General features: G+C 68.7%; 32 protein-coding genes. 25 read left to right on the forward strand and 7 right to left on the reverse strand.

Going from position 1 to position 19405, the window contains the following annotated elements; all coding sequences use genetic code 11:
* Positions 1–197: 197 nt before the first annotated feature.
* The 7 genes from WBN91_RS33775 to WBN91_RS33805 all read right to left on the reverse strand — a co-directional run bounded on the left by WBN91_RS33775 (position 198) and on the right by WBN91_RS33805 (position 4376).
* A complete protein-coding gene (locus tag WBN91_RS33775) occupies positions 198–1340 on the reverse strand; it encodes a WXG100 family type VII secretion target (RefSeq protein ID WP_337728366.1) in 1143 nt (380 codons plus the stop codon).
* Complete coding sequence (locus WBN91_RS33780) at positions 1337–1663, reverse strand: hypothetical protein (RefSeq protein WP_337728367.1); 327 nt, start codon at positions 1661–1663, stop codon at positions 1337–1339. Before WBN91_RS33780 ends, WBN91_RS33775 begins: the two co-directional genes overlap by 4 nt.
* Complete coding sequence (locus tag WBN91_RS33785; protein WP_337728368.1) at positions 1660–2130, reverse strand: YbaB/EbfC family nucleoid-associated protein; 471 nt, start codon at positions 2128–2130, stop codon at positions 1660–1662. Before WBN91_RS33785 ends, WBN91_RS33780 begins: the two co-directional genes overlap by 4 nt.
* 100 nt (positions 2131–2230) lie before the next feature.
* Complete coding sequence (locus WBN91_RS33790) at positions 2231–2662, reverse strand: hypothetical protein (protein WP_309117934.1); 432 nt, start codon at positions 2660–2662, stop codon at positions 2231–2233.
* On the reverse strand, positions 2646–3104 hold the full coding sequence (locus WBN91_RS33795; protein ID WP_337728369.1) for a hypothetical protein: 459 nt from the start codon (positions 3102–3104) through the stop codon (positions 2646–2648). The genes WBN91_RS33790 and WBN91_RS33795 overlap by 17 nt, the downstream gene beginning before the upstream one ends.
* 71 nt (positions 3105–3175) lie before the next feature.
* A complete protein-coding gene (locus tag WBN91_RS33800) occupies positions 3176–3478 on the reverse strand; it encodes a TFIIB-type zinc ribbon-containing protein (RefSeq protein WP_337728370.1) in 303 nt (100 codons plus the stop codon).
* A 37-nt stretch (positions 3479–3515) separates the two neighbouring features.
* The gene (locus WBN91_RS33805; protein WP_337728371.1) at positions 3516–4376 is read right to left on the reverse strand and encodes a phosphotransferase family protein; all 861 of its coding nucleotides are present in this window, start codon (positions 4374–4376) and stop codon (positions 3516–3518) included.
* 435 nt (positions 4377–4811) lie between these two features.
* Between WBN91_RS33805 and rpsL the strand changes: the two genes are divergently transcribed.
* The 25 genes from rpsL to rplO all read left to right on the forward strand — a co-directional run bounded on the left by rpsL (position 4812) and on the right by rplO (position 19114).
* On the forward strand, positions 4812–5186 hold the full coding sequence (gene rpsL, locus WBN91_RS33810; RefSeq protein WP_030473471.1) for a 30S ribosomal protein S12: 375 nt from the start codon (positions 4812–4814) through the stop codon (positions 5184–5186).
* A complete protein-coding gene (gene rpsG, locus WBN91_RS33815) occupies positions 5186–5656 on the forward strand; it encodes a 30S ribosomal protein S7 (protein ID WP_337728372.1) in 471 nt (156 codons plus the stop codon). Before rpsL ends, rpsG begins: the two co-directional genes overlap by 1 nt.
* A gap of 83 nt (positions 5657–5739) precedes the next feature.
* On the forward strand, positions 5740–7842 hold the full coding sequence (gene fusA / locus WBN91_RS33820; RefSeq protein WP_337728373.1) for an elongation factor G: 2103 nt from the start codon (positions 5740–5742) through the stop codon (positions 7840–7842).
* Positions 7843–7981: 139 nt separating this feature from the next.
* A complete protein-coding gene (gene tuf / locus WBN91_RS33825) occupies positions 7982–9175 on the forward strand; it encodes an elongation factor Tu (protein WP_309117684.1) in 1194 nt (397 codons plus the stop codon).
* Positions 9176–9498: 323 nt separating this feature from the next.
* Positions 9499–9804, forward strand: a complete 306-nt coding sequence (gene rpsJ / locus WBN91_RS33830) for a 30S ribosomal protein S10 (protein ID WP_003938093.1) — start codon at positions 9499–9501, stop codon at positions 9802–9804.
* A 51-nt stretch (positions 9805–9855) separates the two neighbouring features.
* A complete protein-coding gene (gene rplC / locus WBN91_RS33835) occupies positions 9856–10506 on the forward strand; it encodes a 50S ribosomal protein L3 (protein ID WP_337728374.1) in 651 nt (216 codons plus the stop codon).
* Positions 10507–10508: 2 nt separating this feature from the next.
* Complete coding sequence (rplD, locus tag WBN91_RS33840; protein ID WP_337728375.1) at positions 10509–11195, forward strand: 50S ribosomal protein L4; 687 nt, start codon at positions 10509–10511, stop codon at positions 11193–11195.
* Positions 11192–11491, forward strand: coding sequence for a 50S ribosomal protein L23 (gene rplW, locus WBN91_RS33845; protein ID WP_121009862.1), 300 nt, complete (start codon positions 11192–11194; stop codon positions 11489–11491). The genes rplD and rplW overlap by 4 nt, the downstream gene beginning before the upstream one ends.
* Positions 11492–11513: 22 nt before the next feature.
* Positions 11514–12347, forward strand: coding sequence for a 50S ribosomal protein L2 (gene rplB / locus WBN91_RS33850; protein ID WP_121224902.1), 834 nt, complete (start codon positions 11514–11516; stop codon positions 12345–12347).
* A gap of 18 nt (positions 12348–12365) precedes the next feature.
* Positions 12366–12647 carry a 30S ribosomal protein S19 gene (gene rpsS, locus WBN91_RS33855; RefSeq protein ID WP_015105260.1) on the forward strand — a complete coding sequence of 94 codons (282 nt, stop codon included), beginning with the start codon at positions 12366–12368 and terminating at the stop codon, positions 12645–12647.
* Positions 12648–12682: 35 nt separating this feature from the next.
* Positions 12683–13081 carry a 50S ribosomal protein L22 gene (gene rplV / locus WBN91_RS33860; protein WP_337728376.1) on the forward strand — a complete coding sequence of 133 codons (399 nt, stop codon included), beginning with the start codon at positions 12683–12685 and terminating at the stop codon, positions 13079–13081.
* Entirely contained in the window at positions 13081–13902 is an 822-nt protein-coding gene (rpsC, locus tag WBN91_RS33865) for a 30S ribosomal protein S3 (protein ID WP_337728377.1), read from the forward strand. Before rplV ends, rpsC begins: the two co-directional genes overlap by 1 nt.
* A gap of 3 nt (positions 13903–13905) precedes the next feature.
* Entirely contained in the window at positions 13906–14325 is a 420-nt protein-coding gene (gene rplP, locus WBN91_RS33870) for a 50S ribosomal protein L16 (protein ID WP_337728378.1), read from the forward strand.
* A complete protein-coding gene (gene rpmC / locus WBN91_RS33875) occupies positions 14325–14570 on the forward strand; it encodes a 50S ribosomal protein L29 (RefSeq protein WP_121224910.1) in 246 nt (81 codons plus the stop codon). The genes rplP and rpmC overlap by 1 nt, the downstream gene beginning before the upstream one ends.
* Positions 14567–14848, forward strand: a complete 282-nt coding sequence (gene rpsQ, locus WBN91_RS33880) for a 30S ribosomal protein S17 (protein WP_337728379.1) — start codon at positions 14567–14569, stop codon at positions 14846–14848. Before rpmC ends, rpsQ begins: the two co-directional genes overlap by 4 nt.
* A gap of 63 nt (positions 14849–14911) precedes the next feature.
* Positions 14912–15280, forward strand: a complete 369-nt coding sequence (gene rplN, locus WBN91_RS33885; protein WP_015805282.1) for a 50S ribosomal protein L14 — start codon at positions 14912–14914, stop codon at positions 15278–15280.
* The gene (gene rplX, locus WBN91_RS33890) at positions 15280–15594 is read left to right on the forward strand and encodes a 50S ribosomal protein L24 (protein WP_121224914.1); all 315 of its coding nucleotides are present in this window, start codon (positions 15280–15282) and stop codon (positions 15592–15594) included. The genes rplN and rplX overlap by 1 nt, the downstream gene beginning before the upstream one ends.
* Entirely contained in the window at positions 15594–16157 is a 564-nt protein-coding gene (gene rplE, locus WBN91_RS33895) for a 50S ribosomal protein L5 (RefSeq protein ID WP_337728380.1), read from the forward strand. The genes rplX and rplE overlap by 1 nt, the downstream gene beginning before the upstream one ends.
* Positions 16158–16161: 4 nt before the next feature.
* Complete coding sequence (locus WBN91_RS33900) at positions 16162–16347, forward strand: type Z 30S ribosomal protein S14 (RefSeq protein ID WP_121224918.1); 186 nt, start codon at positions 16162–16164, stop codon at positions 16345–16347.
* 142 nt (positions 16348–16489) lie between these two features.
* Complete coding sequence (gene rpsH, locus WBN91_RS33905; RefSeq protein WP_309117676.1) at positions 16490–16888, forward strand: 30S ribosomal protein S8; 399 nt, start codon at positions 16490–16492, stop codon at positions 16886–16888.
* Between the two features lie 18 nt (positions 16889–16906).
* Positions 16907–17446 carry a 50S ribosomal protein L6 gene (gene rplF, locus WBN91_RS33910; RefSeq protein ID WP_337728381.1) on the forward strand — a complete coding sequence of 180 codons (540 nt, stop codon included), beginning with the start codon at positions 16907–16909 and terminating at the stop codon, positions 17444–17446.
* Position 17447: 1 nt separating this feature from the next.
* Positions 17448–17846: a 50S ribosomal protein L18 gene (gene rplR, locus WBN91_RS33915; protein ID WP_337728382.1), complete on the forward strand. Its 399-nt coding sequence runs from the start codon at positions 17448–17450 to the stop codon at positions 17844–17846.
* A gap of 34 nt (positions 17847–17880) precedes the next feature.
* Positions 17881–18486 carry a 30S ribosomal protein S5 gene (gene rpsE, locus WBN91_RS33920; RefSeq protein WP_121224926.1) on the forward strand — a complete coding sequence of 202 codons (606 nt, stop codon included), beginning with the start codon at positions 17881–17883 and terminating at the stop codon, positions 18484–18486.
* Positions 18487–18488: 2 nt separating this feature from the next.
* Positions 18489–18674, forward strand: a complete 186-nt coding sequence (gene rpmD / locus WBN91_RS33925) for a 50S ribosomal protein L30 (protein ID WP_033428588.1) — start codon at positions 18489–18491, stop codon at positions 18672–18674.
* Positions 18671–19114, forward strand: a complete 444-nt coding sequence (gene rplO / locus WBN91_RS33930; protein ID WP_337728383.1) for a 50S ribosomal protein L15 — start codon at positions 18671–18673, stop codon at positions 19112–19114. The genes rpmD and rplO overlap by 4 nt, the downstream gene beginning before the upstream one ends.
* Positions 19115–19405 lie beyond the last annotated feature (291 nt).

A 19405-nucleotide genomic window follows, 5' to 3' on the forward strand; every position in this document is an offset into this window, starting at 1 on the left:
TTTGGCTGCACCCGGGGAAATCTGTGGTAGCCCTTCGGGCAGGCCATACGGGGATGACACAAGCAAGAAGCCCAGGTTGAGTTGTGTCCCCCTCGGCGGACTGCCCGCTCGGCGGCTTGGCGGACTGCCGCTCGGCGGCTTGTCGGACTGCCCGCTCGGCGCTCGGTGGACTGCCGCTCGGCGGTGGCCGGACGGGCCTAGAGGTCGAGGTCGCCGGAGATGCTCTCGTCGCTGCGGTCGGAGCCGGTGCTGCCGTAGTCGGCAGCCTGTTTGCCGCCGTCGTAGTAGCCCTTGACCTTGCCGATGACCTTGCCGATGTCGGGCAGGTCCCGGTCGCCGACCTTCGTGGTCGGGATCTTCGGGCGGCCGGTCTCGCCGTCGTAGCCCAGGCCGACCGCGCCCAGCGCCCGCTTCTTCGCCGACTCGGCCAGCTTGTCCAGCACCAGCTCCCGGACCTCGTCCCGCGCCACCGCCTGCTGGACCTCGGCAAACGCTTGCCGTCCGGTCTTCTCCATGAACGTCGCCGGCGCGCCCTTGAGGAACGCCTGGATGCGGGCGATGAACTCCTTGATCTTGTTCAGCAACTGCGTCAGCTTGCTGACCTTCTGCGCGCCCTGCGCGGTCTTCTGGGTCGCCTGGACCGCCGTGGCCCCGCTCGCCGCCGCCGTCGAGCCGCCGAACGTCACCGGGGCCGCCGCCAGCGCGGCCACCCACGTGACGATCAGCCACTCGATCAGGTCCGTCAGCAGGCCCTTGATGAACTCCTCGACGACCTGCATGACCATCGAGCAGATCTGGAGCATCTGGGCGATGTCCCCGGCCTTGCCGGCCACCCCGTCCACTCCGCCCGCGAACCGGCCGAGCCGTTCGCGCGCCGCGTCGGCCGCGGGGCCGTGCCAGCCGGCGAGTTCGGTGTTCAGGGCGGTGATCATGTCCTGGTTGAGGGTGAGGACGTCCTGGCCGACCTCGCCGAACCGGGTCGCGGCCTCCTTGAGCGCGTCGGGGTTGCCGGAGACGAGGTCGATCGCCTGCTTGAGCGGGGTGCAGACGTTCATCAGGAAGCCCAGGCCCTGGCCGATGAGCCAGTTCAGCGGGTTGCTCGCGATGGCCGCGGCGGTGCCCGAGCACGACGAGATGAAGCTCGTGGCGTCGAGGGCGAGCTGGGCGGGGTGGGTGTCGCCCTGGAGTCCCTTGACGACCTTGATGCCGGACGTGATGGGGCCGGGCAGGCCGGACACCACGGCGTCGCCGTAGTTCTCGCCGTTGTACGAGTTCGCGACGGTCCGACCGGCCGCACCGAGGTTGCGGCCCCCGTCGAGCATGGCGTCACCGGTGCTCACTTCGTGCCCTCCAACCCGCGGGCAGCGGCGGCGAGCCCGTCCTGGACGGCCCGGTCGGCGGTCCGGTAGGCGTGGGCGCTGTCGGACAGGTGCTTGCCCGCGTCCTGCACGCCCTCGGCGAGCTGCGCCATGAACTCGGCGAAGTCGTCCATCATCGACCGGTAGAACGTCCACGCGATCGGCTGCCCGATCAGGCCCCACGACACGGCCGGCACCACCGCGCCGGCGGCCTTGGCCCGGATCTCCTCGACCCGCGACGCCATGCCGGCCACCTTCTCGCCGCACGCGTCGAGCTTGGCGGTGTCCGCCTCGAAGCCGCTCACCACTGGTCTCCCCGCAGCACCGGGCGCTCGCCGCCGTCCTCGGGGTCGTCGCGCTCTTGGTCGTCGTGCCGGGGTTCGGGCCGCAGCTGGTCGACGGTCGTGCCGAAGACCTCGGCCTGGGTCTGGAGGACCTGCTCCAGCACGGGCAGGTCGTCGCCCACGTACCGCTGCACGATCTCCGCCTGCTGCCGCGCCGCCGCGGCGACGGCCTGCTGGAGGACGCCCAACGCGGTCGCGCCCAGGGCCTCCGGACCCAGCGCCATCGCGCGCTCGGTGAACCGGATCGCCTTCACCGCGCCGTTCGGCCCGGCGACGACGGTGACACCGCGGTCCGGCGAGGACGCGCTCACCTCCAGCGCCGCGATCTCCGGCCCCATCCCGGCGTAGCGGTCACCGGGGTCGTCGACCACCCGCACGCCTTCCTGGAACCGCTCGAACTGCCGGACTAGGTCCTCGAACTCCTGCATGGGTGGGCCGCTCCCGGGTCGGTCTGCTGGCGAACGCGGGCAGTATTTCGACAACCGGCACCAGCTCGCCCGGCAAACCGGTGAGAAGGTGACGGACCCTCTACCGTCGGCGGGACTTGGCCAAGGCTCGGGCGCGGGCCACCAGGTCGTCGACCAGGTCCGCGTCGGCCGACGGGGGAGTGCCGTCGGAGCAGCACGGGGGCTTGGTGCGGCGCTCGTTGAGGCGGGGGCGGACGCCGGCCAGCTCGTACAGGGCGTCGTAGAGGTTGCGGCCCGGGTCGTCGTCGTGCGCGCCGACCAGCAGGACCCACGCCGTGTCGGGCTCGGGGAACGCCACGACCACGCGGTCGGTGCCGCGCAGGTGCTTCACGCACAGGCGGGGGAGGGGCTCGGGGCCGGTGACGCGGTACCCGAGGGCGGCGCAGCCGCGGTGGGACAGTTCGTCCAGGAAGCGGTCGTAGGCCTGGCGGGCGGGACCGCGCAGGGCCGCGGCCTGGAGGCTCGCGACCGGCGTCTCAACTACCTTGATCAAGATTGCGGACTACGCGTCCTTCACCCCGGTGCATCTGCGCCAGGCTCGTGGCCAGGTCGTCGCGGTCGAGCAGGGCCTGGTCGCTCAACCTGCGGTGCACCTCGTCCAGCAGGCCGCGGGTCCGGCCCGCGCGGCGCAGCTCGGCGACGACGTGCAGCACTTCGTGGAGTCGGACCGTGTCGAGCAGCATCCGGGGCTCTTGGCTGTGGATCGCCAGCACACCCTCGCGCGCCCACGCTTTCACGGTCTTCTCGGTGAGATCGAGCAGCTCACCGGCGACAACCGGTCGGACTGGTGGAGCCGTTCGGAGCGCACGAGCCACCACACCGTCGAGCTTGTGCCTGCGCTCGTCGTCCTCCGACAAGGTCGAGGCAACTTCTTCGATGCTCTCGATCTGGTCGAACAGATCCCGGATCTGCGCAGCCTCCGTTGCGACCGACATGGCGACCTCCTCAGCCCACTACTGAGTATCGCCCAGAAATTCGGTAGTCGCAACGGAGGCGGCGAGCTACCTCAGCTGGAGAAGAACAGACCCGCCAGGCCGTGGTGCTTGCGGTGGCCGTAGCCGTGGCCGTAGTGCGGCTGCGCGCCCCAGCCCGGCTGGACCGGCTGGACCGGCTGCACGTAGTGGACCTGCGCTGGGGCCGGAGCGGCGGGCGGCGGGGGCGGCGGGGCCTGCATCTGGGCCTCGAGGCGGGTGATGGCCTCCAGCTCGCCGTAGTCGAGGAAGACTCCGCGGCAGCCGTCGCACTGCTCGATGTGTACGCCCATGCGGTCGAAAGTCCGCATGTTCGCATGGCACTTGGGGCACTGCATCGTGTGAGCCTCCTGCTCTCGTGCGTTGTGCGCGATATTAGCCGCGCGGCATGGGTTCGTGTCGGGATGCGATGCGCGCGCAGGCGTCCAGCAACGCCGTCTGCGCGGGGTCCAAGGCCTTCCCGTCACGCTCCGCCGCTGCCAGGGCACGCGCCGCCATCTGCACCACCAGGCCCCGCGCAGGCCCTTCCAGCGCCGCCCACGGGTCGGCCCGGTCGATCCCCGTGCCGCCGGCGTCGAGGTAGGCGTCCAAGAGCCGCGACCACGCCCGCGGTTCGAGCACGCCGGCCGCGAACAGCGCCGCCGGCCGGGCGAGGTCCCACGCCGGGTCGCCCGCGCCGAGGTCGTCCACGTCGATCAACCGCCACCCGTCGCGGCCGACCAGCTGGCCCAGGTGCCAGTCGCCGTGGATGAGCGTCGTGCCCGGCCGCGCCGGCTCGACCGTGTCGAACGCGCGCCGCACCACGTCGGCCCCCGCCACGTCCGGCAGCACGGCCACCGCCCGCGCCAACCGGTCCCACGCCCCGGCCGGCGGCAGCGCGTCGAAGTCGGCGGTGGTGAAGTCGTGCAGGCGGGCGAGCATCCGGCCGGCCTCTTCCAGGGGCAGCGTGTCGGGCTCGCCCTGGGGCACCGGGACCCCGAGCGGCCACGCGGTCACCAGGCGGTCGAGCACGACGACCGGCCCCAGCAACGGCGGCAGGAAAAGTTCACCCAAACGTGGGTCGCCGGCCAACCGGCACCGCGCGCCGAGCAGCGCCGCGTCGGTGCCGGCCTCGTGCGCCTTGAGCACGACGTCCCCCACCCGCACGACCACCACGTCACCCCGCACGGCGAGCACGACGGGCGGGTCGGAGGGGTCCACGAGCGCGGCCATGCCGGCTACCAGAGCGGTCTGCACCGCGCCCCTCTACACTGCAAGTGCCCCGCCGGACAAGTCCCCCGAGCGGGACCGCCCGTCGACGCGCCGCGCGAAGGCCCCGCGCCGGACGGGGAAACCGCAGGTCGTGAAGGCTGCGCGGGCACGCCGGACCGGTGACCCCACCCGTTTTGACCAGTGGGAAGCGGGCGGGGTATCTTTGGTACTCGTGCCCGACCCATGTCGGGCCGCTCCGCGTGCCTACGCGCCAGTCGTGCTGGAAAGCCGGCCGCGGTGACCTCCACACGCAGGGGCGTCCTGGGATGTCGCCTGCGGACCTTGGGTCACGGTGTTCCACCCCGGGGGCTTCGGCCACAGGGGCGCGACACGCCCGACCTCGGGTGCAGAGAGGGACCAAGTAAACAGCGCTCGCCGCCCCGCGCGACGAGCACGCGAACGGAAGAAGCAGCCGGCGTTATGCCAACGATCCAGCAGCTGGTCCGCAAGGGCCGGCAGGACAAGGTCGCCAAGCAGAAGACCGCGGCGCTCAAGGGCAGCCCGCAGCGGCGCGGTGTGTGCACCCGCGTCTACACCACCACGCCCAAGAAGCCGAACTCGGCGCTGCGCAAGGTGGCCCGTGTGAAGCTGACCTCCGGCATCGAGGTCACGGCGTACATCCCGGGTGAGGGCCACAACCTCCAGGAGCACTCGATGGTGCTCGTGCGCGGCGGTCGTGTGAAGGACCTCCCCGGTGTCCGCTACAAGATCATCCGCGGCTCCCTGGACACGCAGGGCGTGAAGAACCGCAAGCAGGCTCGCAGCCGCTACGGCGCGAAGAAGGAGAAGAGCTGATGCCCCGCAAGGGACCGGCCCCGAAGCGGCCGTTGATCTCCGACCCGGTCTACAGCTCTCCGCTGGTGACCCAGCTCATCAACAAGGTGCTGGTCGACGGCAAGCGCTCCGTGGCCGAGCGGATCGTGTACGGCGCCCTCGAGGGCGCCCGCGACAAGACCGGCACCGACCCGGTCGTCACGCTCAAGCGCGCGCTGGACAACGTCAAGCCCGCCCTGGAGGTCAAGAGCCGCCGCGTCGGTGGCGCCACCTACCAGGTGCCGGTCGAGGTCAAGCCCGGTCGCGCGACCACGCTGGCGCTGCGCTGGCTGATCAGCTTCTCCCGGCAGCGCCGTGAGAAGACCATGATCGAGCGCCTGATGAACGAGCTGCTCGACGCGAGCAACGGCCTGGGCGCGAGCGTCAAGCGCCGCGAGGACACCCACAAGATGGCCGAGTCGAACAAGGCCTTCGCCCACTACCGCTGGTGACTCACCGCCCGGCCGGGACCCGAGACCCGGCCGGGCGCACCCAGCCCTAGTGAGCCTGCGAGCTCAAGACAGGGGAAATACCCGTGGCACAGGATGTGCTCACCGACCTGGGCAAGGTCCGCAACATCGGCATCATGGCCCACATCGACGCGGGCAAGACCACGACGACCGAGCGGATCCTCTTCTACACGGGGATCAGCTACAAGATCGGCGAGGTCCACGACGGCGCGGCCGTGATGGACTGGATGGAGCAGGAGCAGGAGCGCGGCATCACCATCACGTCCGCCGCGACGACGTGCTTCTGGAAGAACCACCAGATCAACCTGATCGACACGCCCGGCCACGTCGACTTCACCGTCGAGGTGGAGCGCAACCTCCGCGTCCTCGACGGCGCCGTCGCCGTCTTCGACGGCAAGGAGGGCGTCGAGCCCCAGTCCGAGCAGGTCTGGCGCCAGGCGACCAAGTACGACGTCCCGCGCATCTGCTTCGTCAACAAGATGGACAAGCTCGGCGCGGACTTCTACTTCACCGTGCGCACGATCTCCGAGCGCCTGGGCGCGAAGCCGCTCCCGATCCAGATCCCGATCGGCGCGGAGAGCGACTTCATCGGTGTCGTCGACCTGGTGGAGATGCGCGCGCTGACCTGGCGCGGCGAGGTCCAGAAGGGCGAGGACTACACCGTCGAGGAGATCCCCGCGGACCTCCTGGACAAGGCGCAGGAGTACCGCGAGGCGCTGGTCGAGGCCGTGGCCGAGACCGACGACGCCCTCATGGAACTGTACCTGGGCGGTGAGGAGCTGTCCGTCGAGCAGATCAAGGCGGGCATCCGCAAGATCGTCGCCGAGGGCTCGGCCTACCCGGTGCTGTGCGGTTCCGCGTTCAAGAACAAGGGCGTGCAGCCCATGCTCGACGCGGTGATCGACTACCTGCCGTCGCCGCTGGACCTGCCGCCGGTCGAGGGCACCCTCCAGGACGGCGAGACCCCCGAGTTCCGCAAGGCCGAGAGCACCGAGCCGTTCTCCGCGCTGGCGTTCAAGATCGCCGTGCACCCGTTCTTCGGCAAGCTGACCTACATCCGGGTCTACTCGGGTCGGGTCGCCTCCGGTACCCAGGTCATCAACTCGACCAAGGACCGCAAGGAGCGCATCGGGAAGATCTTCCAGATGCACGCCAACAAGGAGAACCCGGTCGACGAGGCCATCGCGGGCCACATCTACGCCGTGATCGGTCTGAAGGACACGACCACCGGTGAGACCTTGTCCGACCCGCAGCACCCCATCGTGCTGGAGTCGATGACCTTCCCCGAGCCGGTCATCCAGGTGGCGATCGAGCCCAAGACGAAGGCCGACCAGGAGAAGCTGGGCACCGCGATCCAGAAGCTGGCCGAGGAGGACCCGACCTTCCGGGTCAACCTGGACCAGGAGACCGGCCAGACCATCATCGCCGGCATGGGCGAGCTCCACCTGGACATCCTGGTGGACCGCATGCGCCGCGAGTTCAAGGTCGAGGCCAACATCGGCAAGCCGCAGGTGGCGTACCGGGAGACCATCCGCCGCAAGGTGGAGAAGTACTCCTACACCCACAAGAAGCAGACCGGTGGCTCCGGCCAGTTCGCCAAGGTGCTCATCGACCTGGAGCCGCTGGAGAAGCAGGAAGACGGCGCTCTCTACGAGTTCGTCAACGCGGTCACCGGTGGTCGCATCCCGCGGGAGTACATCCCGTCGGTCGACGCCGGCGCCCAGGACGCCATGCAGTACGGCGTGCTGGCGGGCTACCCGCTGGTCGGCGTGAAGGTGACGCTGCTCGACGGCGCCTACCACGAGGTCGACTCGTCGGAGATGGCGTTCAAGATCGCCGGTTCGATGGCGCTCAAGGAAGCCGCCCGTCAGGCGAGCCCCGCGCTGCTCGAACCGCTGATGGCCGTCGAGGTCACCACGCCCGAGGAGTACATGGGCGACGTGATCGGCGACTTGAACTCCCGCCGTGGCCAGATCCAGGCCATGGAGGAGCGCAGCGGCTCCCGTGTCGTGAAGGCACTGGTCCCGCTGTCGGAGATGTTCGGGTATGTCGGCGACCTGCGGTCCAAGACCCAGGGTCGTGCGAACTACTCGATGACCTTTGACTCCTACGCCGAGGTTCCCGCGAACGTGGCCAAGGAGATCATCGCGAAGGCGACGGGCGAGTAACCCCAACCGGAGCACCGCAGCACCACGCGGGCTCTCCGGGGTCTCTCGTCCCTGGGGTCCGCACAACCCTTGACGTGACGCCCGGCGGGTGGAACCACACCCGCCGGGTACAGCACCAGAAGTCCAGGAGGACAATCCAGTGGCGAAGGCGAAGTTCGAGCGGACGAAGCCGCACGTCAACATCGGCACCATCGGTCACATCGACCACGGCAAGACGACGCTGACCGCGGCGATCTCCAAGGTCCTGCACGACAAGTACCCGGACCTCAACCCCTTCACGCCGTTCGACCAGATCGACAAGGCGCCGGAGGAGAAGCAGCGCGGCATCACCATCTCGATCGCGCACATCGAGTACCAGACCGACAAGCGCCACTACGCGCACGTCGACTGCCCCGGTCACGCCGACTACATCAAGAACATGATCACCGGTGCGGCGCAGATGGACGGCGCCATCCTGGTGGTCGCGGCGACCGACGGCCCGATGCCGCAGACCAAGGAGCACGTCCTCCTGGCCCGCCAGGTCGGTGTGCCCTACATCGTGGTGGCCCTGAACAAGGCCGACATGGTGGACGACGAGGAGATCCTGGAGCTCGTCGAGCTCGAGGTCCGCGAGCTGCTCTCCGAGTACGAGTTCCCGGGTGACGACCTGCCGGTGGTCCGCGTCTCCGCGCTCAAGGCGCTGGAGGGCGACGCCGAGTGGGGCGAGAAGCTCCTCGGCCTGATGGACGCCGTGGACGAGAACATCCCGGAGCCCGAGCGCGAGGTCGACCGGCCGTTCCTGATGCCGGTCGAGGACGTGTTCACCATCACCGGTCGTGGCACCGTGGTGACCGGCCGCATCGAGCGCGGCATCATCAAGGTCAACGAGGAAGTCGAGATCGTCGGCATCAAGGAGCAGTCGCGCAAGACGACTGTCACCTCGATCGAGATGTTCAAGAAGTTCCTCGACGAGGGCCAGGCCGGCGACAACGCCGCCCTGCTGCTCCGCGGCATCAAGCGCGAGGAGGTGGAGCGCGGCATGGTCATCGTGAAGCCGGGCACCACCACCCCGCACACCGAGTTCGAGGCGCAGGTCTACATCCTGTCGAAGGACGAGGGTGGCCGCCACACGCCGTTCTTCAACAACTACCGTCCGCAGTTCTACTTCCGGACGACCGACGTGACCGGCGTCGTGACCCTCCCCGAGGGCACCGAGATGGTCATGCCGGGCGACACCACGTCGATGTCGGTCAAGCTGATCCAGCCGATCGCCATGGACGAGGGCCTGCGGTTCGCCATCCGCGAGGGTGGCCGCACCGTCGGCGCGGGCTCGGTCACCAAGATCCTCAAGTGACCTGGCTCTAAAAACCGACCCCCGATTTGGACTGCGCACCCCGGTGTGCGACCATTGACGGGTTGCTCGTCACGGGGCGGCCGAGTTCGACTCGAACCGGCCGCCCCCGTGCGAGCGGGGTTAGCGAGCAAGACAATCCCACAGGTTTCATCAGTGGGACCGGTCTATCGCCAAGGGCGCGACACGCCCGACCGCGTGGACCGGGCACCGTGACACCGCTCGGTGTCAGTCCTTAATAGGGGGCGGAGCGCGCCGGAAGGTCCCAGTGGCCTCGTGGTGCCCGCACCGCAGCGGTACGAGAAGCAGAGGAACGGCAAGCCATCATGGCGGGACAGAAGATCCGCATCCGGCTCAAGGCCTACGACCACGAGGCGATCGACGCGTCCGCGCGCAAGATCGTCGAGACCGTGACGCGCACCGGCGCTCGGGTCGTCGGGCCTGTGCCGCTGCCCACTGAGAAGAACGTTTACTGCGTCATCCGCTCGCCGCACAAGTACAAGGACTCGCGCGAGCACTTCGAGATGCGCACGCACAAGCGTCTGATCGACATCCTCGACCCGACGCCGAAGACGGTGGACGCGCTCATGCGCATCGACCTGCCGGCGAGCGTCGACGTCAACATCCAGTAAGCGTGGACGCGGCAGCGTTGATCCCTTTTGGGGCGGAGAGTAACGAGACCAATGTCTGACAGGCAGGTTAAGGGCCTCCTGGGCACCAAGCTCGGCATGACCCAGGTCTTCGACGAGAACAACCGGGTTGTCCCGGTGACCGTCGTCAAGGCCGAGCCGAACGTGGTCACCCAGGTTCGGACCCAGGAGAACGACGGCTACTCGGCCGTGCAGCTGGCCTTCGGCGCGATCGACCCGCGCAAGGTCAACAAGCCCGTTGCGGGCCACTTCGCCAAGGCGGGCGTCACGCCCCGCCGGCACCTGGCGGAGCTGCGCACCACGGACGCGTCCGAGTACACGGTCGGCCAGGAAATCACCGCCGAGGTCTTCGAGACCGGTGCGGTGGTCGACGTGGTCGGCACCAGCAAGGGCAAGGGCACCGCGGGTGTCATGAAGCGGCACGGCTTCCACGGCCTGGGCGCGAGCCACGGCACGCAGCGCAAGCACCGCTCGCCCGGCTCCATCGGTGGCTGCGCCACGCCCGGCCGCGTGTTCAAGGGCCTGCGCATGGCGGGTCGCATGGGCCACGTGCGCGTGACCATCCAGAACCTCAAGGTGCACAAGGTCGACGCGGAAGCCGGCCTCCTGCTCATCAAGGGCGCCGTTCCCGGCCCCAAGGGCGGCACCGTGTTCGTCAAGACCGCTGCGAAGGGTGGTGCCTGATCATGACTTCCGTTGAGATCCGCACCCCGGACGGCAAGACCGACGGTTCCGTCGAGCTGCCCGCGAACGTCTTCGACGCGCAGGCCAACGTGGCCCTGCTGCACCAGGTCGTCGTGGCCCAGCAGGCCGCCGCGCGCCAGGGCACGCACGCCACGAAGACCCGCGGCGAGGTGTCCGGCGGTGGCAAGAAGCCGTACCGGCAGAAGGGCACCGGCCGCGCCCGCCAGGGCTCGACCCGCGCGCCGCAGTTCGCCGGTGGTGGCACCGTCCACGGTCCCCAGCCGCGCGACTACACCCAGCGCACCCCCAAGAAGATGAAGGCCGCCGCCCTGCGCGGTGCCCTCTCCGACCGGGCGCGCGCCGGCCAGGTCCACGTGGTCAGCGGTTTCGTCGAGGGCGACACGCCGTCGACCAAGACCGCCCGCAAGGTCCTGGAGTCGGTGACCGAGGCCCGTCGCGTGCTGGCCGTGCTGCTGCGCACCGAAGAGGTGTCGTGGGTCAGCCTGCGGAACCTGCCGCACGTGCACATCATCGCCCCGGACCAGCTGAACACCTACGACGTGCTCGTCAACGACGACGTGGTGTTCACCAAGGACGCTCTGGACGTGTTCCTGGCGAGCAAGGCCCAGCAGGGCAAGGGCTCGGCCGAGGCGGTCGCCGGTTCGTCCGAAGTGGAGGACGAGAAGTGATCCCCGACCACAGGGACATCCTGCTCGCGCCGGTCATCTCCGAGAAGTCCTACGGGCTCCTGGAGGAGAACAAGTACACCTTCGTGGTGGCTCCCGGCGCGAACAAGACCCAGATCAAGATTGCCGTGGAGAAGGTCTTCGGCGTCAAGGTCGTCAGCGTCAACACGATCAACCGCCAGGGCAAGCGCAAGCGCACCCGGACGGGCTTCGGCAAGCGCAAGGACACCAAGCGCGCGATCGTGACGCTGTCCGCCGAGAGCAAGCCGATCGAGATCTTCGGCGGCCCGGCCGCCTGATGACGACGAGGACTGCGTAGAGATGGGCATTCGCAAGTACAAGCCGACGACCCCCGGTCGTCGCGGTGCGAGCGTCTCCGACTTCGCCGAGATCACTCGGTCGACGCCGGAGAAGTCGCTGATCCGCCCGCTGCACGGCCGTGGTGGCCGCAACGCGTCGGGCAAGATCACGACGCGGCACAAGGGTGGCGGCCACAAGCGGGCCTACCGCCTGATCGACTTCCGCCGCACCGACAAGGACGGCGTGCCGGCCAAGGTCGCGCACATCGAGTACGACCCCAACCGCACCGCGCGCATCGCGCTGCTGCACTACGCCGACGGCGAGAAGCGCTACATCATCGCGCCGGCGAAGCTCCAGCAGGGTGACCGGATCGAGAACGGCCCCAAGGCCGACATCAAGCCGGGCAACAACCTGCCGCTGCGCAACATCCCGGTCGGCACGGTCGTGCACGCGATCGAGCTCCGCCCCGGCGGCGGCGCGAAGATCGCCCGGTCCGCCGGCGCCAGCGTCCAGCTGGTCGCCAAGGACGGCCCGTACGCCCAGCTGCGGATGCCCTCGGGCGAGATCCGCAACGTGGACGTGCGCTGCCGCGCCACGGTCGGCGAGGTCGGCAACGCCGAGCACCAGAACATCAACTGGGGCAAGGCCGGCCGCATGCGCTGGAAGGGCAAGAAGCCCACGGTGCGCGGTGTCGCCATGAACCCGGTCGACCACCCGCACGGTGGTGGTGAGGGCAAGACCTCCGGTGGTCGCCACCCGGTCAACCCCGCGGGCAAGCCCGAGGGTCGCACCCGCCGCCGCAAGCCAAGCGACAAGCTCATCGTCCGGCGTCGTCGCACCGGTAAGAAGCGCTGAGCAGGGAGGGAGTGAAGGATGCCACGCAGCCTTAAGAAGGGCCCCTTCGTCGACGACCACCTGCTCAAGAAGGTGGACGTCCTCAACGAGTCGGGCAAGAAGACCGTCATCAAGACCTGGTCCCGCCGGTCGACGATCATCCCCGACATGCTGGGCCACACGATCGCGGTGCACGACGGCCGCAAGCACGTGCCGGTGTTCGTGACGGAGGCGATGGTCGGGCACAAGCTCGGCGAGTTCGCGCCGACCCGCACGTTCAAGGGTCACATCAAGGACGACCGGAAGTCGCGCCGCCGCTAGGCGACGAACTAGAGGAAGAGCAAGGGGAAGCAGCGATGAACGCCCGTAACGAAGCTGAGGCGCAGGAGTTTCCGCGCGCCGTGGCTCGGGCTCGCTACGTCCGCGACACGCCCATGAAGGTGCGCCGCGTCGTCGAGCTCATCAGGGGTCGTAGCGCCAGCGAGGCCCTGGCCGTGCTCCAGTTCGCGCCGCAGGCGGCATCTGAGCCGGTCCGCAAGGTGCTCGCGAGCGCCGTGGCCAACGCCGAGAACAACCTGTCCCTGGACCCCGACACCCTGTGGGTGTCCAAGGTCTACGTGGACGAGGGTCCGACCCTCAAGCGGTTCCGCCCGCGCGCCCAGGGCCGTGCGTACCGGATCCGCAAGCGGACGAGCCACATCACCGTCGAGGTGGAGTCGCGTCCGAAGAAGTCCAGCGCGAAGGGAACCCGGTAGTGGGCCAGAAGATCAACCCGCACGGCTTCCGGCTGGGGATCACCACCGACTGGAAGTCCCGCTGGTACGCCGACAAGCAGTACGCCGAGTACGTGGCCGAGGACGTCAAGATCCGCAAGCTGCTCGGCCGTGGCATGGAGCGTGCCGGCATCTCCAAGGTGGAGATCGAGCGCACCCGCGACCGGGTCCGCGTCGACATCCACACCGCCCGGCCGGGCATCGTCATCGGCCGTCGTGGTGCCGAGGCCGACCGCATCCGCGGTGAGCTGGAGAAGCTCACCAAGAAGCAGGTGCAGCTCAACATCCTCGAGGTGAAGAACTCCGAGGCGGACGCGCAGCTCGTCGCGCAGGGCGTGGCCGAGCAGCTGTCGAACCGCGTGGCGTTCCGCCGCGCGATGCGCAAGGCCATCCAGTCGGCCATGCGCTCGCCGCAGGTGAAGGGCATCCGCGTGCAGTGCGGCGGCCGTCTCGGCGGCGCCGAGATGTCCCGCTCCGAGCACTACCGCGACGGCCGGGTGCCGCTGCACACGCTGCGCGCCGACATCGACTACGGCTTCTTCGAGGCCCGCACCACGTTCGGCCGGATCGGCGTGAAGGTGTGGATCTACAAGGGTGACGTGGTCGGTGGCCTCAGCGCGAAGCGCGAGCGCGACGCCGCGCCGTCCGCCGAGCGTGCCCCGCGCCGCGACCGCGGCGAGCGCCCGAACCGGGCCCGTCGTTCCGGCGCCAGCGGCACCACGGCGACGAGCACCGAAGCCGGACGCGCCGCGGCCGAGGCCACGGACGCACCGGTCGCGACCGAAGAGAAGACGGAGGGCTGAGTCGTGCTCATCCCGCGCAGGGTTAAGCACCGCAAGCAGCACCACCCCGGTCGGTCCGGTGCTGCCAAGGGCGGCACGAGGGTCACCTTCGGCGAGTACGGCATCCAGGCTCTGGAGCCCGCTTACGTGACCAACCGCCAGATCGAGTCGGCGCGTATCGCCATCACGCGGCACATCCGCCGTGGTGGCAAGGTCTGGATCAACATCTTCCCGGACCGCCCGCTGACCAAGAAGCCCGCCGAGACCCGCATGGGTTCCGGCAAGGGTTCCCCGGAGTGGTGGGTCGCCAACGTCAAGCCCGGTCGGGTGCTCTTCGAGATGAGCTTCCCGAACGAGCAGGTGGCCCGCGAGGCGCTGCGTCGCGCGATCCACAAGCTCCCGATGAAGTGCCGCATCGTTACGCGTGAGGGTGGTGAGTTCTGATGGCAGCGGGTACCACCGCTTCCGAGCTTCGCGAGCTCACCGAGGAAGAGCTCGTGCTGCGCCTTCGGGAGGCGAAGGAGGAGCTGTTCAACCTCCGCTTCCAGATGGCCACCGGGCAGCTGGACAACAACCGCCGGTTGCGCACGGTCCGGCACGAGATCGCCCGGATCTACACCGTGATGCGGGAGCGGGAGCTGGGCCTGTCGGCCTCTCCCGACGGTTCCACTGGTGAGGGTGCGGCATGAGCGAGAACGAAGTGACTGAGACTCAGACGCGCGGCGAGCGCAAGGTCCGCGAGGGCTACGTCGTGTCCGACAAGATGGACAAGACGATCGTGGTCGCCGTCGAGGACCGCAAGAAGCACCGCCGCTACTCCAAGGTCATGCGCTCCACCACCAAGGTGAAGGCGCACGACGAGCAGAACAGCGCCGGCGTCGGCGACCGCGTGCTGCTCATGGAGACCCGGCCGCTGTCGGCCACCAAGCGCTGGCGCCTCGTCGAGATCCTCGAGAAGGCCAAGTAAAACCACGGACCGAGCCCGTCAGGTCGGCAATCTGGCGGGCCAGGAATGGTCAGGAGAAGGTAAGTGATCCAGCAGGAGTCGCGGCTGCGCGTCGCCGACAACACCGGTGCGAAGGAGATCCTCTGCATCCGTGTTCTCGGTGGCTCCGGCCGCCGCTACGCGGGCATCGGGGACATCATCGTCGCGACGGTGAAGCAGGCCATCCCCGGCGCCGGTGTGAAGAAGGGTGACGTCGTCAAGGCGGTCGTCGTCCGCACCGTCAAGGAGAAGCGCCGTCCCGACGGCTCTTACATCCGGTTCGACGAGAACGCCGCGGTGCTCATCAAGAACGACAACGAGCCGCGGGGCACCCGCATCTTCGGCCCGGTCGGTCGAGAGCTGCGCGACAAGAAGTTCATGAAGATCATCTCGTTGGCGCCGGAGGTGCTCTGATGAAGGTGAAGAAGGGCGACACCGTCGTCGTTATCGCCGGCAAGGACAAGGGTGCTCGCGGCAAGGTCATCCAGGCCTACCCCGCCGAGAACCGCGTCCTGGTCGAGGGCGTCAACCGCATCAAGAAGCACACCCGGATCACGCAGACCCAGCGCGGCGCGCAGTCGGGCGGCATCGTGACCCAGGAGGCCCCCATCCACGTGTCCAACGTGATGGTGGTCGACTCGGACGGCAAGCCGACCCGTGTGGGCTACCGGACGAACGACGAGGGCAAGCGGGTCCGCATTTCCCGTCGTAACGGGAAGGACATCTGATGACGACCGTGGAGAAGACCATCCCTCGGCTGAAGACGCGCTACCGCGAGGAGATCGTCGCGGAGCTGCGCAAGCAGTTCGAGTACGCCAACGTGATGCAGATCCCGGGCGTGGTGAAGGTCGTCGTGAACATGGGTGTCGGCGACGCCGCCCGCGACGGCAAGCTGATCGAGGGCGCCGTGCGCGACCTGTCGATCATCACCGGCCAGCGCCCCGAGGTCCGCAAGGCGCGCAAGTCCATCGCCCAGTTCAAGCTGCGCGAGGGCATGCCGATCGGTGCGCGCGTGACGCTGCGCGGCGACCGCATGTGGGAGTTCCTGGACCGGCTGCTGACGATCGCCCTGCCCCGTATCCGCGACTTCCGCGGTCTGTCGGGCAAGCAGTTCGACGGCAACGGGAACTACACGTTCGGCCTCAACGAGCAGTCGATGTTCCACGAGATCGACCCGGACGCCATCGACCGCCCCCGCGGCATGGACATCACGGTCGTCACCACCGCCACCAACGACGAGGAGGGCCGGGCGCTGCTGAAGGCCCTGGGCTTCCCGTTCAAGGAGAACTGAGCTGATGGCCAAGAAGGCTCTGATCAACAAGGCGGCCAAGAAGCCGAAGTTCAAGGTGCGGGGGTACACCCGGTGCCAGCGCTGCGGCCGGCCGCACTCGGTGTTCCGCAAGTTCGGCCTGTGCCGGATCTGCCTGCGCGAGATGGCCCACCGGGGCGAGCTGCCCGGCGTGAGCAAGTCGAGCTGGTAGACCCGCCCACCGGCAGGTTTTCGTAAAATCCCACTTCGCTGTAGGCCCGCTCACGACCCGGCTGGGGTGCGGGAGGAGACTCCCGCACCCGGCCGCGGACCCTGACTGGGGAACCGCAGCGAGAAAGGTTGACCAGGTCACCATGACGATGACCGACCCGATCGCAGACATGCTGACGCGTCTGCGGAACGCGAACTCGGCTTACCACGACAAGGTCGTGATGCCGCACTCCAAGCTCAAGGCCAACATCGCCGAGATCCTCAAGCGCGAGGGCTACATCGCGAGCTACCGCGATGAAGAGGGCGATGTCGCCAAGCAGCTCGTCATCGAGCTGAAGTACGGCCCGAACCGGGAGCGCAGCATCGCCGGCCTCCGCCGCGTGTCCAAGCCCGGTCTGCGCGTGTACGCGAAGTCGACGAACCTGCCGAAGGTCCTGGGCGGTCTGGGCGTCGCGATCATCTCGACCTCCGGCGGTCTCATGACCGACCGTCAGGCCAACAAGTCGGGCGTGGGCGGCGAAGTCCTCGCCTACGTCTGGTAAGGGAAGGGGGACAAGCCAATGTCGCGCATCGGAAAGCTGCCGATCACCGTCCCCTCTGGGGTCGACGTGAACATCGACGGCCAGGACGTCAGCGTCAAGGGTCCCAAGGGCACCCTGTCGCTCACGATCGCTGAGCCGATCATCATCGAGAAGGCCGAAGACGGCACCCTCGAGGTGAAGCGCCCGAACGACGAGCGTCGCAGTCGCTCGCTCCACGGCCTTTCTCGCACCCTGGTGCAGAACATGGTCGTCGGGGTGACGCAGGGCTACGAGAAGAAGATGGAGATCCACGGGGTCGGTTACCGCGTCGCGCTCAAGGGTTCCGACCTGGAGTTCGCGCTCGGTTACAGCCACCCGGTGAAGGTCGAGGCCCCCGAGGGCATCACCTTCGCGGTGGAGACCCCGACCCGCTTCTCCGTGGCCGGCATCGACAAGCAGCTGGTCGGCGAGGTCGCCGCCAACATCCGCAAGCTGCGCAAGCCCGACCCGTACAAGGGCAAGGGCGTGCGGTACGCGGGCGAGAAGATCCGCCGCAAGGTCGGAAAGACGGGTAAGTGACATGAGCGAGACTGCAACGAAGCGCAAGCCGGTCGGCAAGGACATCTCGACCACCCGCCGCATCGCCAAGACGCGCCGTCACTTCCGCCTCCGCAAGAAGGTCAGCGGCACGGCAGAGCGCCCGCGCCTGGTCGTGCACCGGTCGTCGAAGCACATCACCGTGCAGATCATCGACGACCTCGCCGGCCACACCCTGGCGGCTGCCTCCTCCGTGGAGGCGGACGTCCGCGCGGTGGAGGGCGACAAGAAGGCCAAGGCCGCCAAGGTCGGTCAGCTGGCCGCGGCCCGCGCCAAGGACGCCGGGATCACCAAGGTCGTGTTCGACCGTGGCGGCAACGCCTACCACGGCCGGATCGCAGCTCTGGCCGACGCCGCCCGCGAGGCGGGGCTGGAGTTCTGACAATGCACATCTTCGGAATTGAGAGGGACGCCTGATGCCAGGACGCACGCGTCGCGAAGGCGGCGGGGGCGAGCGCGGAGAGCGTCGCGACCGTCGTGACGGCGGTCGCGGCGGCGCGGCCCAGGAGAAGACCCCGCACCTGGAGCGCGTGGTTGCGATCAACCGCGTCTCCAAGGTCGTGAAGGGTGGCCGTCGCTTCAGCTTCACCGCTCTGGTCGTGGTCGGCGACGGCGACGGCATGGTCGGTGTCGGCTACGGCAAGGCCAAGGAAGTTCCGGCCGCCATCGCCAAGGGTGTCGAGGAGGCGAAGAAGAACTTCTTCCGCGTCCCCCGCATCGCGGGCACGATCCCCCACCCGGTGCAGGGTGAGAAGGCGGCCGGCGTCGTGCTGCTGCGCCCGGCCTCGGCCGGTACCGGCGTCATCGCCGGTGGCGCGGTCCGCGCGGTGCTGGAGTGCGCCGGTGTCCACGACGTGCTGAGCAAGTCGCTGGGCTCGGACAACGCCATCAACATCGTGCACGCCACGGTGGAGGCCCTGAAGGGTCTCCAGCGTCCCGAGGAGGTGGCTGCCCGTCGCGGTCTGCCCCTGGAGGACGTCGCTCCCGCCGGTATGCTCCGCGCTCGCGCAGGGGCGGTGTGATCATGGCTCAGCTCAAGGTCACCCAGGTGAAGAGCAGCATCGGTACCAAGCACAACCACCGTGAGTCCCTCCGGACCCTGGGGTTGCGCAAGATCCGCCAGTCGGTGGTCCGCGAGGACACGCCGCAGGTGCGCGGGCTCATCCACGCCGTGCGCCACCTGGTGGTCGTCGAGGAGGTCCAGTCGTGACCATCAAGATCCATGACCTGCGTCCGGCCCCCGGCGCCAAGACCGCGAAGACCCGTGTCGGTCGCGGTGAGGGCTCCAAGGGCAAGACGGCCGGTCGCGGCACGAAGGGCACCGGCGCGCGGAAGAACGTCTCCCCGCGCTTCGAAGGTGGCCAGATGCCGCTGCACATGCGCCTGCCGAAGCTGAAGGGCTTCAAGAACCCGTTCCGCACCGAGTACCAGGTCGTGAACGTCGGCGACCTGGCCCGGGTGTTCCCGGACGGTGGCCGCGTCGACGTGGACGCCCTGATCCACGCGGGCCTGGTGCGCAAGAACGAACTGGTCAAGGTCCTCGGCGAGGGCGACCTGAACGGCGTCAAGCTCGACGTCGTGGCCAACAAGTTCTCGGGCACGGCAGTCGAGAAGATCGCAGCGGCCGGCGGCACCACAACGGTGCTCTGACCGCAAGCAACACCTGAAGGACCCCCGGCGCCTCCCGCACCGGGGGTCCTTCGCTATGAGCAGGCCTCACGCCCTCCGCACGCCTCCACGCCCCACCCGCGCCTGCACGCCCCACCGCCCACGCCCAGCACGCCCAGTGACTCCGGCATGCCCAACCGCCCACCGCACTCGACCGGCCATGACCTACCGCGTTCCGCATGACCGCCGCCGATGCTTTTCGCTTGGCTGCCGCGCGGCACCCCCCTGGTTGGGCTTCTTGCTTGTGTCATCCCCGTATGGCCTGCCCGAAGG

The sequence above is a fragment of the Saccharothrix sp. CCNWYY140 genome (genome assembly GCF_037401995.1).
Classification (GTDB): Bacteria; Actinomycetota; Actinomycetes; order Mycobacteriales; family Pseudonocardiaceae; genus Actinosynnema.